21 protein-coding genes and 1 pseudogene are annotated in these 21,913 nt (G+C 53.5%); 15 read left to right on the forward strand and 7 right to left on the reverse strand.

The window, feature by feature from the left end; translation table 11 throughout:
* Positions 1-295 precede the first annotated feature (295 nt).
* The 3 genes from IPM31_08280 to galK are packed head-to-tail and all read right to left on the reverse strand — an operon-like array spanning position 296 to position 1,936.
* Entirely contained in the window at positions 296-601 is a 306-nt protein-coding gene (locus IPM31_08280; GenBank protein ID MBK9006980.1) for a hypothetical protein, read from the reverse strand.
* 1 nt (position 602) lies between these two features.
* Positions 603-755 (reverse strand): hypothetical protein, encoded by a 153-nt coding sequence (locus IPM31_08285; protein ID MBK9006981.1) that lies wholly within the window; start codon positions 753-755, stop codon positions 603-605.
* An 11-nt stretch (positions 756-766) separates the two neighbouring features.
* Positions 767-1,936, reverse strand: a complete 1,170-nt coding sequence (gene galK, locus IPM31_08290) for a galactokinase (protein ID MBK9006982.1) — start codon at positions 1,934-1,936, stop codon at positions 767-769.
* Positions 1,937-2,207: 271 nt separating this feature from the next.
* Here galK and IPM31_08295 point away from each other — a divergent pair, with 271 nt between their 5' ends.
* Positions 2,208-3,032: a hypothetical protein gene (locus IPM31_08295; protein ID MBK9006983.1), complete on the forward strand. Its 825-nt coding sequence runs from the start codon at positions 2,208-2,210 to the stop codon at positions 3,030-3,032.
* A gap of 342 nt (positions 3,033-3,374) precedes the next feature.
* Here IPM31_08295 and IPM31_08300 read toward each other — a convergent pair whose 3' ends face one another.
* From IPM31_08300 to IPM31_08315, 4 genes are read right to left on the reverse strand one after another with little or no spacing between them, the layout of a single operon-like run.
* Positions 3,375-4,355, reverse strand: a complete 981-nt coding sequence (locus tag IPM31_08300) for a diguanylate cyclase (GenBank protein MBK9006984.1) — start codon at positions 4,353-4,355, stop codon at positions 3,375-3,377.
* Between the two features lie 47 nt (positions 4,356-4,402).
* Complete coding sequence (locus IPM31_08305) at positions 4,403-6,106, reverse strand: hypothetical protein (protein ID MBK9006985.1); 1,704 nt, start codon at positions 6,104-6,106, stop codon at positions 4,403-4,405.
* Positions 6,099-8,339: a tetratricopeptide repeat protein gene (locus tag IPM31_08310; GenBank protein MBK9006986.1), complete on the reverse strand. Its 2,241-nt coding sequence runs from the start codon at positions 8,337-8,339 to the stop codon at positions 6,099-6,101. Before IPM31_08310 ends, IPM31_08305 begins: the two co-directional genes overlap by 8 nt.
* A 13-nt stretch (positions 8,340-8,352) precedes the next feature.
* Positions 8,353-8,826, reverse strand: a complete 474-nt coding sequence (locus tag IPM31_08315; protein MBK9006987.1) for a hypothetical protein — start codon at positions 8,824-8,826, stop codon at positions 8,353-8,355.
* Positions 8,827-9,053: 227 nt separating this feature from the next.
* Between IPM31_08315 and IPM31_08320 the strand changes: the two genes are divergently transcribed.
* The 14 genes and pseudogenes from IPM31_08320 to nuoD all read left to right on the forward strand — a co-directional run bounded on the left by IPM31_08320 (position 9,054) and on the right by nuoD (position 21,909).
* Positions 9,054-9,167 carry a toll/interleukin-1 receptor domain-containing protein gene (locus tag IPM31_08320; protein MBK9006988.1) on the forward strand — a complete coding sequence of 38 codons (114 nt, stop codon included), beginning with the start codon at positions 9,054-9,056 and terminating at the stop codon, positions 9,165-9,167.
* Positions 9,168-9,202: 35 nt separating this feature from the next.
* On the forward strand, positions 9,203-9,400 hold the full coding sequence (locus IPM31_08325) for a type II toxin-antitoxin system HicB family antitoxin (GenBank protein ID MBK9006989.1): 198 nt from the start codon (positions 9,203-9,205) through the stop codon (positions 9,398-9,400).
* Between the two features lie 2 nt (positions 9,401-9,402).
* Positions 9,403-9,615 (forward strand): annotated as a pseudogene (locus IPM31_08330) (type II toxin-antitoxin system HicA family toxin).
* A gap of 184 nt (positions 9,616-9,799) precedes the next feature.
* Positions 9,800-10,027, forward strand: coding sequence for a hypothetical protein (locus tag IPM31_08335; protein ID MBK9006990.1), 228 nt, complete (start codon positions 9,800-9,802; stop codon positions 10,025-10,027).
* On the forward strand, positions 10,024-11,370 hold the full coding sequence (locus IPM31_08340) for a toll/interleukin-1 receptor domain-containing protein (GenBank protein MBK9006991.1): 1,347 nt from the start codon (positions 10,024-10,026) through the stop codon (positions 11,368-11,370). Before IPM31_08335 ends, IPM31_08340 begins: the two co-directional genes overlap by 4 nt.
* A 157-nt stretch (positions 11,371-11,527) precedes the next feature.
* Complete coding sequence (locus IPM31_08345) at positions 11,528-14,578, forward strand: glycine--tRNA ligase subunit beta (GenBank protein ID MBK9006992.1); 3,051 nt, start codon at positions 11,528-11,530, stop codon at positions 14,576-14,578.
* Positions 14,578-14,850, forward strand: a complete 273-nt coding sequence (locus IPM31_08350; GenBank protein MBK9006993.1) for a hypothetical protein — start codon at positions 14,578-14,580, stop codon at positions 14,848-14,850. The genes IPM31_08345 and IPM31_08350 overlap by 1 nt, the downstream gene beginning before the upstream one ends.
* Positions 14,851-15,013: 163 nt before the next feature.
* Complete coding sequence (locus tag IPM31_08355) at positions 15,014-15,274, forward strand: hypothetical protein (GenBank protein ID MBK9006994.1); 261 nt, start codon at positions 15,014-15,016, stop codon at positions 15,272-15,274.
* 135 nt (positions 15,275-15,409) lie between these two features.
* Positions 15,410-17,365, forward strand: a complete 1,956-nt coding sequence (locus tag IPM31_08360) for a DNA primase (GenBank protein MBK9006995.1) — start codon at positions 15,410-15,412, stop codon at positions 17,363-17,365.
* A gap of 151 nt (positions 17,366-17,516) precedes the next feature.
* Positions 17,517-19,109, forward strand: a complete 1,593-nt coding sequence (locus tag IPM31_08365; GenBank protein ID MBK9006996.1) for a sigma-70 family RNA polymerase sigma factor — start codon at positions 17,517-17,519, stop codon at positions 19,107-19,109.
* Between the two features lie 138 nt (positions 19,110-19,247).
* Positions 19,248-19,601: an NADH-quinone oxidoreductase subunit A gene (locus IPM31_08370; protein ID MBK9006997.1), complete on the forward strand. Its 354-nt coding sequence runs from the start codon at positions 19,248-19,250 to the stop codon at positions 19,599-19,601.
* Positions 19,592-20,074, forward strand: a complete 483-nt coding sequence (locus IPM31_08375) for an NADH-quinone oxidoreductase subunit B (GenBank protein MBK9006998.1) — start codon at positions 19,592-19,594, stop codon at positions 20,072-20,074. The genes IPM31_08370 and IPM31_08375 overlap by 10 nt, the downstream gene beginning before the upstream one ends.
* 21 nt (positions 20,075-20,095) lie before the next feature.
* Positions 20,096-20,608, forward strand: coding sequence for an NADH-quinone oxidoreductase subunit C (locus IPM31_08380; GenBank protein MBK9006999.1), 513 nt, complete (start codon positions 20,096-20,098; stop codon positions 20,606-20,608).
* 62 nt (positions 20,609-20,670) lie between these two features.
* A complete protein-coding gene (gene nuoD, locus IPM31_08385) occupies positions 20,671-21,909 on the forward strand; it encodes an NADH dehydrogenase (quinone) subunit D (GenBank protein ID MBK9007000.1) in 1,239 nt (412 codons plus the stop codon).
* Positions 21,910-21,913: the final 4 nt, after the last annotated feature.

The following is a 21,913-nucleotide window of genomic DNA, read 5'->3' on the forward strand; positions in this document are numbered from 1 at the left end:
CCAAAATCGCTGGAATTTACACACACCCCAAGATTTATCCGCTATCCACCCATCTTCGCGCATTTTCGCCGCTCTCATGGAATTTCGAGGAGAGTAGTGGACAAAATGCGCGCCCTGACTATATCCCAATTCTGATTACCTGACACAATGCTTTTTGGACGCAGACCCTTGCGCCGCCCGCAAGGGCAGGGGAAACGCTGATTTCGCTGATCTGAAAGAAAGAAAAATCTGCGTTTCCTGCGCGCTTCGCGGTCAGCGTCTCGATCTTAAAGTGTAAGGTAATCAAATCCCGATTTTATATATCGGACTGGGAGAATAACGCCGACCAGCAATTTTTATCCCCCGCCAGTAATTCCAATCCCTCGCGCGGGGGAGGGGCGCATGGCGATGCGCCGAACGATTCAGCAAACCCCCGCGCGGCGGGAGAAAAAAACGCGGTGACTTCGCAATGCACATCCCCTTCCTCGCGGCGGATAAAAACCGCCATTGTGATGGGCTTGCCAACAGATTCAAACATCGGCTGGAATTTCTCTTCGATCTCCGCGCAAGCCATCGGCGCCCACATCCCATCGCCTAGCGATTTCATATACCAATTATTCATGTTAATCCTTGTGTTTTGCTGTCTTCGTCTCATCCAAGTAGACGGTCGACGTTTGCGCCTGATCGGCTTGAGGCGGAGGAATGCCGCATAACGACATTTGCGCAATACCCTGTAGATTTAACCCCGCCAGCCGAAGATGGATTTCAGGGTTCACTTCCCACTCCTTTATAACAACCTTGCCCCATCTGACGCGCGGCAAATATAAATCTCAGGGTGAAGCCCCGTTTTAGATTCATATCCATTTGCCAGGCGTTCGACAAATTCGCCAGCCTGATCGCGCTCCACAAGATTGATCGTGCAACCGCCGAAGCCCGCGCCGGTCAGGCGCGCGCCATAACACCCGCGCAACCCTTGCGCAATCTCCACCATTGTATCCAGTTCGGGGATGGACACTTCATACAAATCGCGCAGGCTGGCGTGACATCGATTCATCAACTGACCAAACTGCTGGATATCGCCCGCTTCAAGCCGCGATTGCGCCTGGTTCACCCTCCCGATCTCTTCCACCACGTGACGCGACCTGCGCTCCAGTTCGGGGGGTAGTCCCTTTGCCAGCCGATTGAAATCTTCCAATGCAACGTCGCGTAACGATGTGATGCCCGGCAAGCTCGCTTTGAGTAACTTTACGGTTGCCTCGCAGGCGTTCCGACGGTTGTTGTATTCGCCGCTGGTCAACTTGCGCCGAACCGTGGTATCTGCCACCACCAGCGACACGCTTTCGGGCAACGGCAGGGATCGGTATTCCAACGAGCGGCAATCGAGCAGTAGCGCTTTGTTTTCCTCCCCGCACGCGGAAGCGAACTGATCCATGATCCCGCAATGGACGCCCACATATTGGTTCTCGGCTTTCTGTCCAAGCAAAGCGCGTTCCATGGGCGAGCGCGTCCAACCGCCGAGGGTTTGCCACGCCAACGCGAACGCCATTTCCACCGAAGCGGAGGAACTCAAGCCGGAGCCGCGCGGCACATTCGAGAGAAAGACCGCGTCCATTGCGGGCGCGGCAAGCCCCGCTTCGCGAAGCGCCCACATCACGCCGGCGGGATAATGCGCCCATTCAGGGAGCGGCGAACCGTCGCTTTGGGTTTTGGCGGATAACCCATCCACGGAGAACACCGCCTGCTGGTCGAAATCCACAGCCGCAATGGTGGAATGATTCGCGGTAGAGGGGGAGAAGGCGATGTGCGTGGCGCGGTCGATGGCGGCGGGGAGAACGAGTCCATCGTTATAGTCCACGTGTTCGCCCAACAGGTTAACGCGCCCGGGCGCGCGGATAATATGCGCCGGGGAATAACCAAAGCGATCTTTAAATTGTGATGTGGCGGAATTCATGTCCATTGTGTATCATTCGGTGAACCCGGCGTGGCTTGCGCCGAGGTCTGCCATAAGTGTACCTGAACCTGCGCAAGTTGTAGATTTGTCGTAATTTCTCTACCGTACATGAGAAGATTTTTACCGCAAAGCACGCTAAGGTCGCCAAGTGAAAAAGGTTTTCTTTGCGTTCTTTGCGGGTGTCGCATGGCGCCATGGCGACACTTAGCGGTGCAAATGTACGGTAGAGAGGTCGTAATATCATTTTGGATCGGTTGCAAGAGAATCGGAGGACTGTATGGCTCGCAACATTGTATCGCGCGCGTTGATCGTCTTGAGCGGGTTCTTCCTGCTGTTGAGCATGATTGGGATTCCGATGGTGTGGTGGTTGAACGGTCCGCTGACGCGCGAGGGGGTGGCGCGGCTTGGGGAGATCGAAACAGCCTTACGTCAGGGCGAGGAAGCGTTGGATCGTTCGCGCGTCGAGTTGGAACGCGCGTTGGGCATTCTCGATTCCACCGAACAGGCGTTGAACGACTTCACGCGGAACGATCCGCAAGCGTTCTTCGAAGATGTGCAGACCACGCTCGATGATGAACTCGTCCCCGAATTGAAAACGGCGAAGGAGCGCCTGATCGCGGCGCGTGATACGCTCGAAAATGCGCGCGTGACGATCCTTGGGGTGAACATCGTCCCGTTCATCAATGTCAACATTCCCGATAAAACCCTGACCGACCTGATCGATTCCGCCGATGCGTTGGAATCAAAGATCGGCGATCTGAGCGAGCTTGCCGAGCAGGCTTCGGTGTTGCTTGATTCGGCTTCGCAACTTTTCAGCGGAGACTTTGACGAAACGCGCGCGAGCCTGGAGGGTTTTCTTGCCGAAGTGAATGGATACCAGCAGAAGGTGACAGGTTGGCGCGCGCAGGTGGAGGAAGCCAAAACGAACCTGCCTGTGTGGATCGATATCGCGTCCGTTGCGCTGACGGTCTTCTTCCTTTGGTTCGGTCTGTCGCAAGTGAGCCTGTTCCTGCATGGACGCGCGATGCTACGCGGGGAGAATCCGTGGAAGGGGTTGAGGTCATTGTTTCGGTTCCGAGACGCGTCCAAACAAGAGGGTTGAGTTGATGACCTTATACTTTCAAAATCGGGACGCTGATTCACGCAGAAAACGCAGATAAACGCGGATTTTTCAAAAAACGGGCGAAAGTTTTTATCAGCGTTTTCAGCGCGCTTCGCGGTCAGCGTCCAAAAAAGGAAAGTGTCGGGTAGTTAGTCGGAAGGTTGACATTTCTTTTGCCACAGAGAGCGCAGAGAGTCTGAGAAAAACTCTGAGCGGCTGTTTCTTAACCAGGACTTACGCAGTTGGCGGGCAGTTCGATTTGCCAAGCAAATCGTGCCGCCGCGGCAGCGCAACTACGGCGCAACAGGTTCAACTGCGTAAGTCCTATTAACTATCAGGTGGCTAGGTTTTATTCCCTGCCCGTTTGCGACTCTGTTTGTGTTTGTACATCGCCTCATCTGCCTGCGTGAGGAACTCTTCCATAGAAATTGTGGAATCGGATTCCACGCGGATACTTCCCATGCTGAAAGATAAGGCGCGTTCGGGTTCGATCTGTCGGTTGTATGCGTCTATGTTCTTTTGCAGGAGCGCTTGTATGTTGACGAGATCGTTATGGGTCGCATCCACGATCAGGACGACAAACTCGTCGCCGCCCAGGCGCCCGCTCACGTCTGAATCGTGAAATGTGGAAGTTAAGATGCGGGCAAAGTTAACCAGAGCCGCGTCTCCGCCGGCGTGACCGAACATGTCATTGATGGCTTTCAGGCTGTCCAGGTCAATGTAGATCAGGGAGGAGGCATACCCTGCCCGCCGCGCAAACTTCAATAAATTGGTCGCCAGGATCATGAAGCCGCGGCGGTTGTTCAGCCCGGTCAGGCCGTCTATGAGGGATAGGTTTCGCAGGCGCTCATTGGCATCTTCGAGCGCGGAAACCTTTTCGTAGAGTTTATCGGCAAGTAATTGCAAATGTTCGCGTTGTAGTTGACCGGTTTGCGGCAACCGGGAAGGGATCGTTGGATTCTTAAGCGCGTCATTCACCGCCCGCAAGATCGCTTGCGGCTCGGCGGGCTTGCGGAGAATGTGCGTCACCCCGCTGGCGCGCGCCAATTTGTGTATCTCCGTCTCATCATAATTGGACGTTTGGAAAACCACAGGGATTCCCATCAGCAACGGTTCTGCCCGCAGGCGGCGCACCAGTGTAAACCCATCCATGGTTGGCATGAGAATATCGGTAATGATCAGATCGGGGAGTTCGGCGCGCGCGACTTCCAAAGCCTGAACGCCGTCCTCGGCTTCGAGAAAGCGATGGCCATAATTCCCCAATAATGTTGTATATGCCCGGCGATCCGTTGGGTTCTTGTCAACGATGAGAAGGATTGCCATACTATGATTCGCGGATGAGGAGCGCAGACCGGGGGCTCAACCGGTCATTACCCGAAGGGGAATTGGTCCAGCAGATCCCAACGTTCGGCGCCCATCTGCACGGTCCATTCGAAACTTCTCACGGTGAAGGATAACCCTCGCCCGGTTCCAAACGTGGGGTCTTTGATCTGCGGCGACATGTTCTCCGGCATATCAACGATCTTGATGTGGGGCAGCCAATCGCTGGACGCGTACGGATACGCTTCGTATCCCATGTCTTGGGCGATGTGGGCAAGTTCGTTGTAGATTTTTTCCAACGCCGGTGTTTTTTCAGCCAACAGCCATAACCTGCCCTTTTGGCTGTGCACATTCATCCGCGCAATGCTTCTGACGCTGATCTCAAGGGGCGGCAAGTTCCGCGCATACTCCGTCAGGCGCTCCTTCAAAGCCGAAAAATCCTTCACATTGCGGATCGCCTGAATGGTCATGTGAATATCCATGATCGGCGTCCCGTTGATCAGGCGGGCAGTATCTTCTGAAAGTTGGAATAACTTTGGGTAGTCTTCGCTCTCGGGCCGGACAATGATGAAGGTTGATTTACCGTCTGACGATGACAAGTTCATAATTTCGGTTTCCTTCACGCGATTCCTATACAAAGCCACATGCGCTTCATTGATATTCCTGCCGGCGCCGTAATTCCACGCAAGCAACCCGTGACTTTTGTCTTTTTCCCAAACGGTACGAAGCCTGTCTTCCAGTTTGGGCAGATCGTCGGCGGTGGAAGTGATTTTGAATTCGTCTCCCGCCCGTTCCGAGCGGAAGAGCAGGAACCCTTCATCTTTCGGGAAGTGTTTCACCAACACATTTGAAAATCGCCTCAGATCCTGGTCTATGGCGGCGCTTCCGTAGCGGGCATTCCCCTCGTGCATATTGATCATGTCCGTCAGGGCAATGCATTGGATGGCTTTATTTTCAACGTACCACCTCGCGCCCAACCCATTGAGCGTGTCTGTGAGCGGTTCGCGGGTGACGATGCTTTCCACAACGCTCTGCGTGATTCGAACCTGTTCGATCACCTGTTGTTCCAAATTGACCGGCAGGTTCAACAAACAAATTTTATCGATAAGCGTTTCGTAAGGCATATTAAACTCATGCCAACTTTGATGGAGATTGACTTCCTCCATGCGCGCGGGAATTTCGGTATGGCTTTCCAGGATGGTCTGCCTGACGACGATGGGGCGGTAGGCTCGGCGTTGTTTCTGGAGTTCATGCTCCGCCTCGGTTTCGGTCATCCCCGCGCCAAAGTCCCACGTCAGGAGAGAGTCGCGTTCTTGATCCGCATACAACTTCGACAACATGCGTTTGATCTCTCGCGGGGTCTTCGATGTGGAGGTGATGCGGAACTCGTCGCTGCCCGGCGACCTGCGGACGAAGTCGCCCTGGTCGGAGGTAAAGATGTACATAAATTGGAACGCCAGTTTATGCAGTTCCAAGTCCACCGCCGCGGCGCCATACACTTTGTTCGCCTGTCGCAGGTCGTAAATGTCCACCTTTGCCATGCCTGTATGCCCGGCGGGGATGAGCCATTTCTCCGCGCGCGAGTTGAGCGCATGCGTGATGGGATCGTATAACGCCAGATTTTTGGCATTTTTCAGTATGCCGGAGAGGATACTTTTCAAAGGCTGGCGTTGCGCCTCATGGATCGGTAACGCCTCGAACAAGGTCTCTAACTCTTTGAAGGCTTGCAGAAAAATTTTTTGCTCGTTATCCATGCGGTTGTTGATTTACCGCCAGGTGCGGATGCAACGTGAATATCTTTTGCAGGAACTCTTGTCCCAGCCGAATCTCGTGTTGCATCCCCTGGCGTTGAAACCCTTCCATTGATTCGTTAACCAGGCTGAGCGCGGCGTTGGGCTCGGCATTCGATTCAAGATACACCGCGGCAAGCCCCAGTTGACCGCGCGCCAGTTCCTCCACCCGACCGAATTCATTGGCAGAGCGGATCCCCTCTTTGAAGTGACGCTCTGCCTCTTCGTATTTTTTTTCCTTCAGCGCGACAAAGCCCAGCCCGTTGTACGCGTAACTGATGTGGCGCACCGGGTCTTTCCGCACGGGGTCCTGCCACGTTTCCAGCGCTTTCTGGTACCACGCCCCGGCTTGCTTGATGTTGCCTCGTTCATTCTCAAGATCGCCGAGACCAAACTGCGCAAAGCCTTTGCTGTAGATCCCATAATCGTCGTCGGCGTGTTGTTCGCTGGTCGTGAGCGCATCCATCAACATTTGTTCCGAACGCTCGAAATTCCCCAGCCGAAGTTCCACGGTGCCGATCAATCTCTGCGCGGCCGCGATCAACAGCCCGTCCCGCGTGATCGTGGTTGCCGAGAGCGATTCCTCCGCCCAACGCAAAGCCCGCAGATAATCGCCCTGATAAAAATAGATCCAACTGATGTTGCGCGCAAATGTGCTGACCGATTTCCAATCGGAGAGCAGGTTTGCCGCGCGGAGCGAGGCGTGCGCGAGCGTGAGACGGTCGTACCAGTAGGCGCGTTGCCACAGCACGCTCCCGAACTGGGCGCCGATCTGCACCAGCAATTCGGCAATCCCCCTCGTCTTCTTGGTCAAGGAACTTGTGCCGGGCAGTTTCTTCTGTATGGATTTGTAACACCATTGCGCGGCGCTCAAAATGTTGTTCCTGTCTGCTAAGAGTTTGTCGTACCCGCGCCACTCGGTGAAGTCACTGCGTTGCGAGATCAACGCGGCATAATACTGCGCGATCTTCAACTCAGCCTGCTGAATGAATTTCCGATCACCGGTAAATTGGGTGCGGATATACCTGCGCGTGAGAGGCAGGATGCTGAAATAATCCCGGTCCGGTTCGAGTTCGATGAGGGTGAACTGCAACAGATCGCTGGCGGCGACCTCGAAACTGTCCTCATCTTCAATGCCGGAGATTTCCCTCAACGCCTCCCTCGAAACGGCTTCAGGTTGCAAGGCAAGGAGATATAGCAATTTCTTTTCATTGTGGTGACGCAACAACTCCCAACTGTGATTGAAACAATATTGCAGGACGGGAATATTCGCGTCCATGCTCAATTTATCCAGCACTTGCGCGGCGGAATACCCCAGCACGGCGATCTGTCCCTGTACCCACAACAACGCGAGCGGAAGCCCGCCGGTGTGTTCCGCTAAATATTTATTTTGCTCTTTGGTCAATTGGATGTTTTTCTGTTGAGCGTCCCATTTCAGCAGGGCGTTGCTTTCGTCGAACGACAATCCCTGCAAGCGGATGATCTGCCCTTCGGTCACTCGTTCGCGCGAGGTGACGAGCGCTTTGAGCGTGATCGGCGAACGCCGCAAAAAGTCGAGGATGTCGCGTTGCTCGGTTTTGGAGAGCGACTCGAAATTGTCCAGAACAAGAAGCGTGGTGCGCCGCGCCAGCAGGTTATATGCCTGCTTGATCTGCTCGTGAATCGGCATATTCCCAATCGTCGGATTCCCCAAACTCGAACCGATGGTGATCAGGATATCGGAAAACGATTTGGCTTCCGGAATGATCGGCTCGATGCCGTGCAGGGTGAGCACCGATTCCTTCGCCGAGATCCAGATGACCGATTCGAACAAATCCGCCTCGACACAACGATGACTCGCTTCGATGGCAAGCGCGGATTTTCCCACGCCGCCGATGCCCTCGATGCCGATGATAAACGTGCGGCTGTTGGGGCTGAGCGATTGCAGGATGGTCTTGATCTCTGGTTCCCGCCCGACAAAATAATGACGTCTCGGCAGGTTCGAGAACGAGTCCGTTCTTTCGCGCGCGCCGCTGGAGGTCAACCCCTCGATCTCTTTGGCGTAGCGCGCGATCGCCTCCCGTTCCATCGTAACGCTGTTGATGAGATGCAGCGGCTGGTCGGCGCCGTACTTTGCGAGCATCTCTTCGAGCGCGTAGAGATTCTTTTTATGGAGATCGATCATCTTTTCACGATGAGCAATATCTTCCTGATTCATAGACAGCCTCGGTTTACTCGATGATCCGAATATCCTTGTTATACAACTTGGAAAGCGCCGCCTCAAGTTGTTCGATGGTTTCGATCATGGCGTCTTCCGCCTCGGTCATGGTATGCACCACGATCGGAGGCACGAGTGCGCTTCCCCATTTCGCATATTGTTCTTTTGCGATCTGATAATTCTGCGAGTACGTTTGCAACAGCCTCACCAAATGCCCGACTTCCGCCTCGTAATTCTTCCACAGACCCTCATCCACTTTGACAGAAAGCAATTCCTCTTTGGATTCCGCCTTCGTCTCCATCGCACTCTTCGACTCGTTTCGAACGGCGGGGAGGGCTGGTTCGGCTTCGGCTGGCTTTTCCTCTGCGGGGGCAGGGGCGTCCTTCGCCTTCCGCCGTTCCCGACGTTCCTCCAGAATTTTACGCCCCTCATCAAATATGAAGTCAATCGCTTTCAACAAAATAGGGAGTTCGATCGCATCCAACATAACGCCTCCTGTTGATTCATTGTAGCACAGGAAGGAATGAGACGCTACGCTCGCAGGCGTTCAAATCACGGTGGGGATGATGGTCTGGGAGTTTGAAGCGACGCGTCTCTGAAATGAGCGCGTCGCCTTTCATCCTTCATCCTTCATAATTCATCCTTTATGGACAAACGCCCCCTCAAAGTTTTCCCTTCGACAGGCTCAGGACAAGCCTCTGCCATATCATCCCCTTGCGGGACGCCTCCGCGGACAAGCCGAAGGTGCGCGAGTTGTACCGCGCGCTGAAGCGACGCGGCGTGCAACCGTGGCTGGACGCGTCAAAATTACGAAATGGAAATTCATAGAGGTATAATTGCAACATCGTTCAGGAGATTTGACCATGAAATACAAAATCCGACTCGAAGAAACGGACGAAGGCTTTGCCGTTTGGGTGCCTGGATTTCCAGGTTGCTGGTCGCAAGGGGAAACCGAACTGGAAGCGATTGAAAATATCAAAGATGCGATTCAAACTTATCTTGAAACCATTGATATTCTGAATCGAGATAAAGAAACCCGTTTGGTTGAAGTTCCCGTGTAATCATGCCCAAATTGGCGGGAGTTCAACACCAGTGAGCCGTAAAAGCTTTTGAGAAAGCGGGGTTTCGTGTCATCCGTGAAGGGAAGCATATTTCGATGGCGAAAGATGACCGCATTATCATTATCCCGCGCAATAACCCGATCAATGCTTTCACGATGGGCGGAATTATCAAAGACGCGGGGTTGACCATCGAAGAGTTCAAGAAATTACTCTAACATGACCGATGCCAAACGCCCCCTCAAAGTCTTCCTCTGCCACGCCTCCGCGGACAAGCCGTAGGTGCGCGAGTTGTACCGCACGCCTGCCCTGAGTGCTTCGCGATCGAAGGGTTGAAGCGACGCGGCGTGCAACATTGAACGGGTATAATAAATCGAACGTACGAATAGAATTGTAAAAATCATGTTGAAAAACATTCCCGCAAATTGGGACGCCGTTCACGCCGAAGAGACTCGTTTATTGCGCGCTTTATCCCCGCAGGAGGGTGCGCGGCAATTCTTTGCGTTAATGGCTGAATTCGAACCGTGGCTGCGGGAGACCGAGTCCGTGTTTCGGAATGAGCGCAATCGGACGATGATCGAACTTCAGGCGCGGTTAGCCAGTCTGAACGCCAAAACGGGACAGACATGACCGACGCAAAACGCCCCTTGAAAGTATTTTTATGCCATGCCTCCGCGGACAAGCCGAAGGTGCGCGAGTTGTACCGCACCCTGAAGCGACGCGGCGTGCAACCGTGGCTGGACGCGGAGGATTTGATCCCTGGGCAGAATTGGGAAGTGGAGATACCCAAGGCGTTGCTTTCCTCGGATGCGATCATCATTTGCCTTTCTCCCAACTCCGTGGACAAAGAGGGATATGTTCAAAAAGAGATCAAGTTCGCGCTGGACAAGGCAATGGAAATGCCCGAGGGACGCATCTTCATCATCCCTGCGCGGCTGGAAGATTGCGACCTGCCTTTTGGTTTGAAAAAATACCAGACAGTGAATTTGTACGAAAAGGCGGGTTACACAAAGTTGATGCAAGCGCTCAAACTGCGCGCCTCACAACTGGAACGCGCGATAGTGGAATTGCCAAAAAAGGGAGAAACGACCGCTGAGATAAAAAAGGTTGTTGAAGAAAAGAAACCTCCCGAACCGAAAGAAGAAAAGGCTGAAATTAAGACACCGAAGCCTTCACAAGATAAAGTTGGTGTTGGTGGTGATGTTTCTGATAGTGTGATCGTTTCAGGCAGTGGCAATGTGATCAACATTGGCGAACAGAAAAAAACTGAGCCTGAAAAACAGCAACCCAAGAAAACAAAACCGTCACACAAGCCGAATACAGCAGTCATTGTTGCTTTGATTGGTTTGGCTGGTACAATTATTGCCGCGTTGCTTGGCTCGCCGATAGTTGAAGAATGGTTTCCTCTCGCACCCTCTGCAACCGAAACAATAACGGTCACTGCTACATTGACATCTCGCCCAGCCACTCCATCGCCAACAGTGACATTTGCCCCTGAACCAAAATTCACAATCGTAGACCCACAAGAGGTATTGGAAATAGCTCCAAGTTTGAGAACTTTGGGGCAATTGGCTGTTGAGAAATATTCAACAGAAGAGCGAAACAGAATCAATAGTACATTACCTTTCACGGTTAACTCGACTACTGATGTTCCGATTCTTTGGCGCTGGTTTTGGTGTGCAGTGACCGACGAGGTGTTGGAGCAAAACATGACAAAGATCAGCATCATCTTTGATGCGGATGGTCAGGTGATTCCGCAGGAACAGCTAGCAACAGTCATATTTGAGAATTCTGATCCCATCTATGAAGGTTGGAAGTGTCGGACTTACGAGACCGTCATGCGAGATTGGAAGCCAGGGACTTACGTATTTACTCAGACGATGACCATTTCACAGGCAATTAACGATGGCAGAGAAACATTCGAGGCAGGCTATAAGATTTACGAATATACTGTGAATATATCAGCCGAGTAAAACTTTCCAGAACAAAATCAACCTCCCCCGTAGCGTGAACCGCATTTCAAACGATGGACGATAAACCACAGCCAACGGTCAATCGTCCATTGTCTTTTTCATCAGTTATAATCCCCTCACCCAAAACTGATCACTAATCACTAATCACTGATAACTCATGTCTTCAACTTTCCAATCCATCATCCTCAACCTCCAATCCTTCTGGGCATCGCACGGATGCCTGATCACCCAGCCCTACTACACCCAAGTCGGCGCAGGGACGATGAACCCGTCCACCTTCCTGCGCGTGCTCGGACCCGAACCGTGGAATGTGGCGTACGTCGAGCCGTCTGTCCGCCCCGATGACGGGCGTTATGGCGAGAACCCGAATCGCTTTCAGAAGCACACGCAGTTTCAAGTCATCCTCAAGCCCGATACAGGAAATCCGCAAGAGTTGTATCTCGACTCGCTCAAGGCGCTCGGCATTGACCCGCGTCAGCACGACATCCGCTTTGTGGAGGACAACTGGGAACAGCCCGCCATCGCCGCGTGGGGTTTGGGTTGGGAGGTCTGGCTCGACGGGCAGGAGATCACGCAGTTCACCTACTTCCAGCAGATGGGCGGCGTGGCGCTCAACCCCGTCTCGGTCGAGATCACCTATGGGCTTGAACGCATCCTCATCGCGCTCAACAACGCCAAAGCCATCTGGGACGAAGAGTGGGGCGCAGGCGTCACCTACGGCGAGATCATCCGCCGCGAAGAGTTCGAACATTCCAAATATTATTACGAAGTCGCCGACGTCGAGCGTGCCCGTCAGATGTACGATCTTTTCTCCGCCGAAGCCGACGCCTGTCTCGCGCAAGGTTTGCTCGTTCCCGCGCACGATTATGTCCTCAAGTCCTCGCACACCTTCAACATCCTCGACGCCCGCGGCGCGATCTCTGTCGCCGAACGTCAGGCGTTTTTCAGACGGATGCGCGAACTCGCCCGCCGCGTCGCGGAGGGATATGAGGAACAGCGCAAAGAGTTGGAGTATCCGCTCTTGAAAGAGAGTCAAAAGTCAAAGGTTACAGGTCAAAACCTTCCTGCGACTTTCGACCTTCGACCTTCGACCTTCGTTTTGGAAATTGGAGTTGAGGAACTCCCCGCCGCCGATGTGGACTCCGCCCAAGCGTATCTCGTAACTCGCATCCCGAATCTCCTCGACGAACTTTATCTTGAACACGAAAATATCCGCATCTACGCAACCCCGCGTCGACTCGCCATTGCGGTTGATTCACTTTCCCCGACTCAGCCCGACCGTGAAGAGGAGGTCAAAGGTCCCCCCGCGGATAAAGCCATCGTACGACAAACTTCCAGTTTGTCTGCGGGTCAAACTGGAAGTTTGACTTACACTCAAGCGGCGATTGGCTTTGCAAAGAAAAACGGAATCAACGTCGAAGACCTCCAAGTCCGCGAACACGCGCAAGCGGGGGGCAAATACGTTTTCGCCGTCGTCAAACAAAAGGGACGCCCGACTCCCGAAGTGTTAGCCGAAGCGTTGCCGAAACTCATCGCTGAAATCAAATTTGAAAAATCCATGCGCTGGAATGATTCAGGCGTTTCATTCTCGCGTCCGATTCGCTGGTATGTGGCATTGTTCGGTGATATGGTCATTCCGTTTGAATATGCAGGCGTGGTTTCAAGCAACACCTCACGCGGACTTCGCCCATACGACTCTCCCGAAATCAAAATCCCCTCGGCAGATAAATACTTCGGTATTATCCGTGAAGCAGGAATCATCCTCGATAAAGAAGAACGCAAAGCATCCATCGTGGAGCAGGTCAAACAAGCCGCGTCGCTGGTCGGTGGGGAAGCGCTCATCGAAGATGGACTGCTCAACGAAGTCGCCAACCTCATCGAAATGCCCACCGCCGTCATGGGCGGATTCTACGATGAATTCCTCTCATTGCCGCGTGATGTGCTGATCTCGGTGATGAAGAAACACCAGAGATACTTTCCAGTCCAGTCAAAAGTCGAAGGTCAAAAGTCGGGCGACCCTTCGATCTTCGACCTTCGACCTTCAACCTTGCTCCCGCACTTCATCGCCATCCGCAACGGAGACGACATCGGCGTGGACATCGTCCGTCAGGGCAACGAACACGTTTTGAGCGCGCGCTTCACCGACGCCAACTTCTTCGTCCGCGAAGACCTCAAACTCAAACTGGAAGAGTTCCGCCCAAAACTCGCCTCGTTGACCTTCCACACCAAACTCGGCTCGATGCTCGATAAATCGGACCGCATCCTGAAACTTGGCGCGGAGATCGGCGCGTTGTTAGGATATCAAGGCGACTTGAATACGATCAAGCATCTCGGACGCGCCGCGTATCTTTGTAAAGCAGACCTTGCAACGCAAATGGTTACCGAAATGACATCGTTGCAAGGAATCATCGGCGGTGAATATGCACTGCGGAGCGGAGAGGCTCCAGAGGTGGCGCAAGCGATCGCCGAACAATATCAAACCGCGCCGCGTTCGAAGATCGGTTTGGCGGTTGCGCTGACTGATCGAATCGATTCACTCGTCGGGCTTTTTGCCGCAGGGTTGGCTCCCACAGGCGCGAAAGACCCGTTTGGCTTGCGCCGCGCCGCCATTGGGATTGTCCAACCGTTGATCGAACATGATATCGCTGTTGACCTTGCGCTAGCGGTGAAGCGTTCGGCGCTGACACAGCCCATAAAGGTCGACGATGGCACCCAAAATACTATTTTGGAATTCATCGCTGGTCGTTTATCTGTTGTCTTGAAAGACGCTGGTTACAAGCACGATGTGGTCGAAGCCGTGCTTGCGGAGCAGTCCGCCAACCCTGCGGCGTCCGCTCGGGCGGTGAAGCAACTTCAAGCGTGGGTCGGACGCGAGGACTGGTCCACGATCCTGCCCGCGTTTGCGCGTTGTGTCCGCATCACGCGCGATCAGGAAAAGACATTCAAAGTCACCGAGAAAGCCTTTGTCGAAAAAGAAGAAAAAGATTTGTTCGCCGCGTTCCAGAAAACTGTCAAACATCAACCATCAACTGTGGACGAACTATTCGAGATCGTCGTCAAACTAACCCCATCCATCAACGCGTTCTTTGATAAAGTGTTGGTGATGGCAGATGACAAGAAATTGCAGGAGAATCGTCTCGGCTTACTGCAACAAATCGCCGTGCTATCAAAAGGCATCGCCGATCTGAGCAAACTCGAAGGGTTCTAATGACAACAAATTCTGAAATTGTTGAGCGAAACTTCGCCTTATCAAGACAAATTATGAGTTATTTGCTTGACCACCCAAAAGTATTTGAGGTCTTGCCTGATGATTTTGAATTGGTGATATTACCTGAAGATGATCAGGAGATCACCTTATTCAATCTCGAATTACTCAAGAAACATGGCAGGCAGAACAAGCCAGTTGTTTTGGCGCGAGTTAAATCAATTTCGGAAAAAATCACATCCGAACCAAGCATCTTTGTGCCGATTGCCGCTTAACAGGCGAACAAACTCGAAGGCTTCATAAATTAGGGATGCTTAAGAGTTTTGTCTAATCGGACATTGTTGGGTATAATCCCGTCATCGTCAAACGGGGATGCAACCAGCCAATTCGCGCATCGCTCTCTTCGTCAATGCAACGTCTTTTGAAAAGGAGAAAATCATGTCCAAGTCAAAAGTTCGGATCGCTGTTTCCCTGTTGATCGGTATTGTGGTCGTTCTAGCGGTGTTTGCGACTGTGCAAGCGGCGGCATCGCGAGCCAGTCTGAGCGGGGAGCGAGCCTTCACCACCGCAGGCTTGTTGCCCGACATGAGCCACGTTCGGAGCGCGGGCTTCACTGGTCAACAGAACCTCAATTCATATAACGATAGTTCGTATCAAGGTGAAGGCGGTGGTTGCGACCACGACAGTCCAGACGATTAACGTCAGTTGAAGTTCAAAGTTTATAGCAAGGGCAGGCAAATGTCTGCCCTTCTTCTTTTAATGTGTCAAACTCTCGATTGCGTCTATAATTCAGCCACTGCTTACTAATCACTGATAACTGTTTACTTCAACCCCATGTCCACCATTGATGAAATCAAATCCAAAATAGACATCGTTGACCTCGTCTCGGAGGCGGGAGTCAAACTGCGCCACGCGGGGAAGAATTACACGGGGTTCTGCCCGTTTCACGATAACAAACATTCGCCCGCGTTCGTCGTCTGGCCCGAGACGGGGACGTGGCGATGCTTCGGTCAATGCAACGAGGGCGGCGACATCTTCAAGTTCGTGATGAAGCGCGAGGGGTTGGATTTCAAAGAGGCTCTGCAAAAACTCGCCGCGCGCGCAGGCGTGGAATTAAAAGAATACCAGCGCGAAACGCCTGAGCAAAAAGAAGCGTATGAAAATCTCCGCAAGTTGTTGGAAGATGCGATCATTTATTATCGGACTCATCTGTTCAACAACAAGGATATTCTCGATTACCTCCGCACAAAACGCAGATTGACCGACTCAACCATCGAAACATTCGGCTTGGGTTACGCACCCGCAGGCTACGACAACCTCCTCAAACATTTCACCCAACGCGGTTACACCGAACAAGACTTAATTGATTCGGGTATGCTCTCCGTCCGCGAATCGGAATCTCAAGTCTCCAATCTCCAGTCTCGTTCTTTCGACCGCTTCCGCAACCGCATCATGATTCCCATCCGCGACGAGCAGGGACGCATGGCGGGATTCGGCGCGCGCATCGTGGACCCGAACGACGTGCCGAAATTTTTGAACTCGCCCGAAACGCCGATCTTCTCAAAAGGACGCCTGCTCTACGGGCTGGATCGCGCGCGCAAACCGATTCGGACTGCCGACCAAGCGGTCATCGTCGAAGGCTATCTCGATGTCATTGCCTTGCATCAGGCGGGATACGAAAACGTCGTCTCGCCAATGGGCACCGCGTTGACCGAAGACCAGATGCGACTGTTGAAAAAATTCACGCGGCGGATCGTCCTCGCGCTTGATCCTGACACCGCAGGACAGAAAGCCGTGCTACGCGGACTCGACGCGGCGCGTTCAGCCATGGATAAAGAAGGGGAGTTGGGATTTGATGCGCGTGGATTACTAAAAAATGAGTCGCGTTTGCAAGCAGACTTGCGCGTGGCGACCATGCCTGATGACCTCGATCCTGATGAGATCGTCGCGCGCGATAAAGATGAATGGAAGAAGTTGATCGAAGGCGCGAAGCCCATCGTCACGCATGTGATGGAGACTCTCGCGGCGGGACAAAATATCAACGACCCGAAGGTGAAGAATGGTATCGCCGCGCAGGTGCTTCCTTTAATTGAAGACTTGCCCAACGCGTTGGAACGCGACACGTATCGTCAGGCGTTGGCGCGGATGCTGAGAGTGGATGAACGTTCACTACTGGCGACGCAGGCTCAAGGCGGCGTACTGAGCGGGTCGAAGTATCCGCGAGTGAGGCGACCGAGGCAGGTTGAGAAGATTGAAGTCCGCGAATCCGTATCGCCTGTCACAGTGTCGGTTTCGTCCAGTAAAGCGGTCGAGGAATATGTGATCGGCGTGTTGTTCAGAAAGCCCGAGTTGTTGTATCGGCTGGATCGGTCGTTGCAGGAGTTCGGCTTGATCGCGTTGACCGCCGAAGATTTTGACTATACCGACAATCAGTTGTTGTTCGGGTTGATCCGCGAGTCGGTGGAGCAGGATAAAACGGAGCATCACGATTTTGTGGTGGAGGCGTTGCCCGAGTCTCTGCAGGCGCGTTCGCGCGAGTTGGTGAAAGAGGCGGAGAGGCAAAAACAGTTGGATGAAAAATTGCTCGAGGAATTATTGCGCGGCGTGATCAAGTTGCGGCGGGTGGCGGCGGGGGAGAACATCAACCAGTTGCGGTTTTTGCAGGAAGAGGCGCACGAGAGCGGGGATGCGCGCGCATCGTCGTATCAGGACTTGGTGTTACAGCATACGCGGCTGTTGCGCGACCTGGATCAGGCGCACCGAAAAATGGCGGTCAAAAGGTTGGAATAATAAAAGGCTTTTTAACCACAAAGGACACGAAGTACACAAAGTTTTTAAAACTTTAGGGTTTAAACCTTCGTGACCTTTGTGTACTTCGTGGTAAAAACGATTTTTCGTACTCGTAACAATCCAAGTGAGATGGCGTCTGGTAAATGGGACTATGGCAGAACACAAACGGGCCGCATCGGACAATCACCAAAAAGATGAACGAACACCGCGCGACGCGGAATTTTCCGATTCGTCCCTGCCTGTGGACATGGACGCCATGCTGAACGAACTGCCTGAATTGACGCGCGACGATTCTCCAGACCCCGATGTCAACGCGCTTTCGCAACAAGAAGAGTTGCTTGAGGATGAACCGCTCGACCTGAAAGACCCCGCGTTCGCCGCCGAACTTGCCGACGATCCCGTGCGTTTGTACCTGCGCGAGATCGGTCAAGTCAAATTGCTCGACGCCACCAGCGAGTTCCATCTGGCGACGATGATCGAAGCGAATCGCCTGATCGTGTCGCTGAGTCGTCATCCGCTTCGCAAGGGGCTCACGACCGAATGCGCCATCTACCACGCGCTCATCGCCGAAATGCTCACCTCGTGGGAACGTCTGCTCGAAGACACGGCGCGGCTCAACAGTGTTGCGCCGAATCTTGTTTACCTTCTCAATGAAGCGAAAGCGTTATGCGCCTCCTCCGAATCGAAGGAACCTTCGTATCTGAGAAACTATCTGGATAATGGGATGTGGGGGATGGACGAACTGTGGAACAGCATCGCCCGACAAGCGTACTCGGTCTTTCTCAGCCTCTACCTGCTTCCGCCCGCGTATGCCGACTGGCTCCTCAAGCATCTTAACTCGCATCACGATTTTCCCAACCAGCGGACTCTGTTCAATCATCTGCCCACCGACGACATCCTCCGCAAAGAAATGGACTCGGCTCAAGCCCGCGCGGTGGAGGCGAACCAGACGTTGATCCGCGCGAACTTGCGGTTGGTGGTCAGCGTGGCGAAACGATATTTGAATCGCGGCATTAACATCCAAGATCTGATTCAAGAGGGTAGTTTGGGGTTGATGCGCGCGGTCAACAAGTTCGACCCGCGCCGCGGATTCAAATTCAGCACCTACGCCACCTGGTGGATTCGACAGTCCATCAACCGCTCCATCGCCGAGCAAGCGCGGACGATCCGCATCCCTGTGCATTTGTTCGAAGCCATCAGCCGCGTGATGCGCGTTCAACGCACCCTCACACAGCAACTTGGACGCGCGCCAACCACCGAAGAAGTAGCCATCGAAGTGGGCTATCTCCCCGCAGTGGATGTGGAAGCGATCTTGCGCGCGCATTCAGAGGAACAGCCGCTGGACTCCGCTCTGCAACACAGGCTGGACTCCGCCATGCAAAAAGTAGACCGCGTGCTTCGCTCCGCCGAGGAGCCTATCTCGATCGACGGTCCCATCGGCGATGAGGATTCCAGTTCGCTCGGTGACTTCATCGAAGACGAAGACGCGCCCTCGCCGTTGGATTCCGCCACGCGCGAGATGCTCCGCGCGCAGGTTCGTAGCGCGCTCAATCTGCTCTCCGACCGCGAGCGCGAAGTGCTGGAATTAAGATTCGGCTTGAAAGATGGTAAAGATCACACGCTCGAAGAGGTGAGCGCGTTTTACGATGTGACCCGCGAGCGCATCCGCCAGATCGAAGCGAAGGCGTTGCGGAAGTTGCGGCATCCCTCGCGGAGCAGGCAGTTGAGGGATTATTTGGGGTAACCCTTTGTAGGGCAGGTGACAAACCTGCCCTTATTTTTTGTCCCCGCCTTGTGAAAAGTGGCACTTTCAAAACTCTTATGTTATACTGTCGCGAACCTTACAAAGATCGTCCTTTTATGGGCGTTTTGAGGATACATAATGCTGGAATACGTAGCAATCGCATTGATGATCGTATTGGCGACTCTCGTCGCCTTGATCGCTATTGGCTTGGGGAATTTATTCGGACCGAAGAAACCGTCTGCGTCTAAATCCATGCCGTATGAATCGGGCATGACTCCCTACGGTGAAGGGACGCGCCGCATGCCCGTCCGTTTTTATTTGATCGCGGTCTTGTTCATCCTGTTCGATATCGAAGTCGTTTTCTTTTTGCCGTGGGCGATCGTGTTCCGTCAGTTGGGGCTATTCGGTTTGATCGAAATGATCATTTTTATCGTAATCTTGTTGGTGGGGTTTGTGTACGCGTGGAAGAAAGGAGCCCTTGAATGGGAGTAGAACAAAAACTCGGCGACATGGGGATCGTCACTACAAAATTGGAAGAACTCGTCAACTGGTCGCGCACGAACGCGATGTGGCCCATGCTGTTCGGTCTCGCATGCTGCGCGATCGAGATGATGGCGGCGCAGGCTTCTCATTACGACATGAGCCGTTTCGGCATGGAACTGATGCGCGCCAGCCCGCGTCAATCGGACCTGATGATCGTGGCGGGACGAGTCTCGCGCAAGATGGCGCCTGTGGTCCGCCGCTTGTACGACCAGATGCCCGAACCGAAGTGGGCAATCGCGATGGGGGACTGCGCTTCCTGTGGAGGCGTGTTCAACAATTACGCGATCCTGCAAGGCGTGGATGAGATCATCCCTGTGGATGTGTACGTGGCGGGCTGCCCTCCGCGCCCTGAGGCGTTGATCCATGGCATCGTGACGTTGTACGAAAAAGTGAAGGCTGATAAGTTTGTAACACCGGCTTAAGTCGGTGTTACGGAGTTCGGAATGGAAAAGAAACTCGAAAAAGTCGTTCAGGCGTTACAGGAGCAGTTCGGTTCTTCCGTCGAAGAGTTCCGGGGCGAAGCGCACGTCTTCGTCAAAGCGGAACAGATCGTGGATGCGCTGACCCTCCTGCGCGATACATATGAATTCGAACTGCTCTCCGCGCTTACTGCGACGGATTATTACCCGCAACAGACTCCCCGCTTTCATGTGATCTATCAACTATCATCGCTGGCGCAAAATATCACGTTGCAGTTAAGAGTCGCAGTCAACAGCGACCAGCTCAAAGTCCCGACAGCGACGCGCGTGTATGATGTCGCCAATTGGCGCGAGCGCGAAGTCTTCGATATGTTTGGCATCGTGTTCGAGGGGCATCCCGACCCGCGCAGAATTTTGACCCCCGAAGGGATGGAGGATCATCCGCTTCGCAAAGATTTCCCGCTGGGTTATGAAGAGCCGCAGTTCACGTTCAATTACGACGATATTGACTTGAAGAAGATTTACGCGAAAGAATAACGTAGTGCCGACTTAAGTCGGCAATTTGGCGATTTCAATCGCCACTACAAAAAAGGTCTACGATGGCACAGATCGAAGAAGTAGGTTACGAACAATACAAGCATCTCGTATCCGAGCGCGCGCTGACGGGCGAGACCATGTTGTTGAACATGGGACCGCAACACCCGTCTACGCACGGCGTGTTACGCTTGTTGCTCGAGCTCGACGGCGAGACGATCGTCAACGCGATTCCCGATATCGGTTATTTGCACACCGGTGTCGAGAAGAACATGGAATCCAAGACGTTCCTCAAAGCCGAAGTGATGACCGACCGCCTCGATTATATGAACACAACGGGCAACAACCTCGCTTATTGCATGGCGGTTGAAAAATTGGTTGGGCTCGACGTGCCCGAGCGCGCGCAGGTGATCCGCGTGATCATCACCGAGTTACAGCGCATCGCATCGCACCTCGTTTTTATGGGCGCGTTCGGTCTCGATCTCGCGGCGATGTCCATGTTCCTGTATTGCTTCCGCGAGCGCGAATATATCATGGACATTCTCGAACTGTGTTCGGGTCAACGCATGATGACCACGTACTTCCGCCCCGGCGGCGTGTGGCGCGATGTACCAGTGGAATTTGATTCTGCCGTTCGGAACTTCATCAAGATCTTCCCCGCGCGCGTGGATGAATACGAAGCGCTGTTGACGAAGAACCCGATTCTTCTCGACCGTTTGGTTGGTATCGGCATCCTCGACGGAAAGACCGCCCTTTCGCACGGCGTTACGGGTCCCACGCTCCGCGCCTCCGGCGTAAACTGGGATTTGCGCAAAGCCCGCCCATACATCGGATATGAACAATACGAGTTCAACGTCCCCGTCCGCACCGAGGGCGACACGTTCGCTCGTTATATCGTCCACATTGAAGAGTTCCGCGAATCGTTGAAGATCGTCGAGCAGGGACTGGAGAAGTTGAAGAAATTACCGGGTCAGCCTGTGCTCAGCGATAACCGTAAATTTGTTCCGCCGCCGCGCGCCGAGATCGGCGTGAGCATGGAAGCGCTGATCCATCACTTCAAATTTTGGACGGAGGGCTTCCCCGCGCCGAAGAATTCGATCTACAGCGCGGTCGAATCGCCGCGCGGCGAGTTGGGCGTCTATCTCGAAGGCAACGGCGGACCCAAACCGCATCGCGTGCACATGCGCACGCCTTCGTTCGATAACTTGTCTGTCATCAACAAAATTACGCAAGGACATCTTGTCGCCGACCTGGTGGCGATCCTTGCTTCGATCGACATCGTGCTAGGAGACATTGACCGATAATATT

It is taken from the genome of Candidatus Defluviilinea gracilis (genome assembly GCA_016716235.1).
Classification (GTDB): Bacteria; Chloroflexota; Anaerolineae; order Anaerolineales; family Villigracilaceae; genus Defluviilinea; species Defluviilinea gracilis.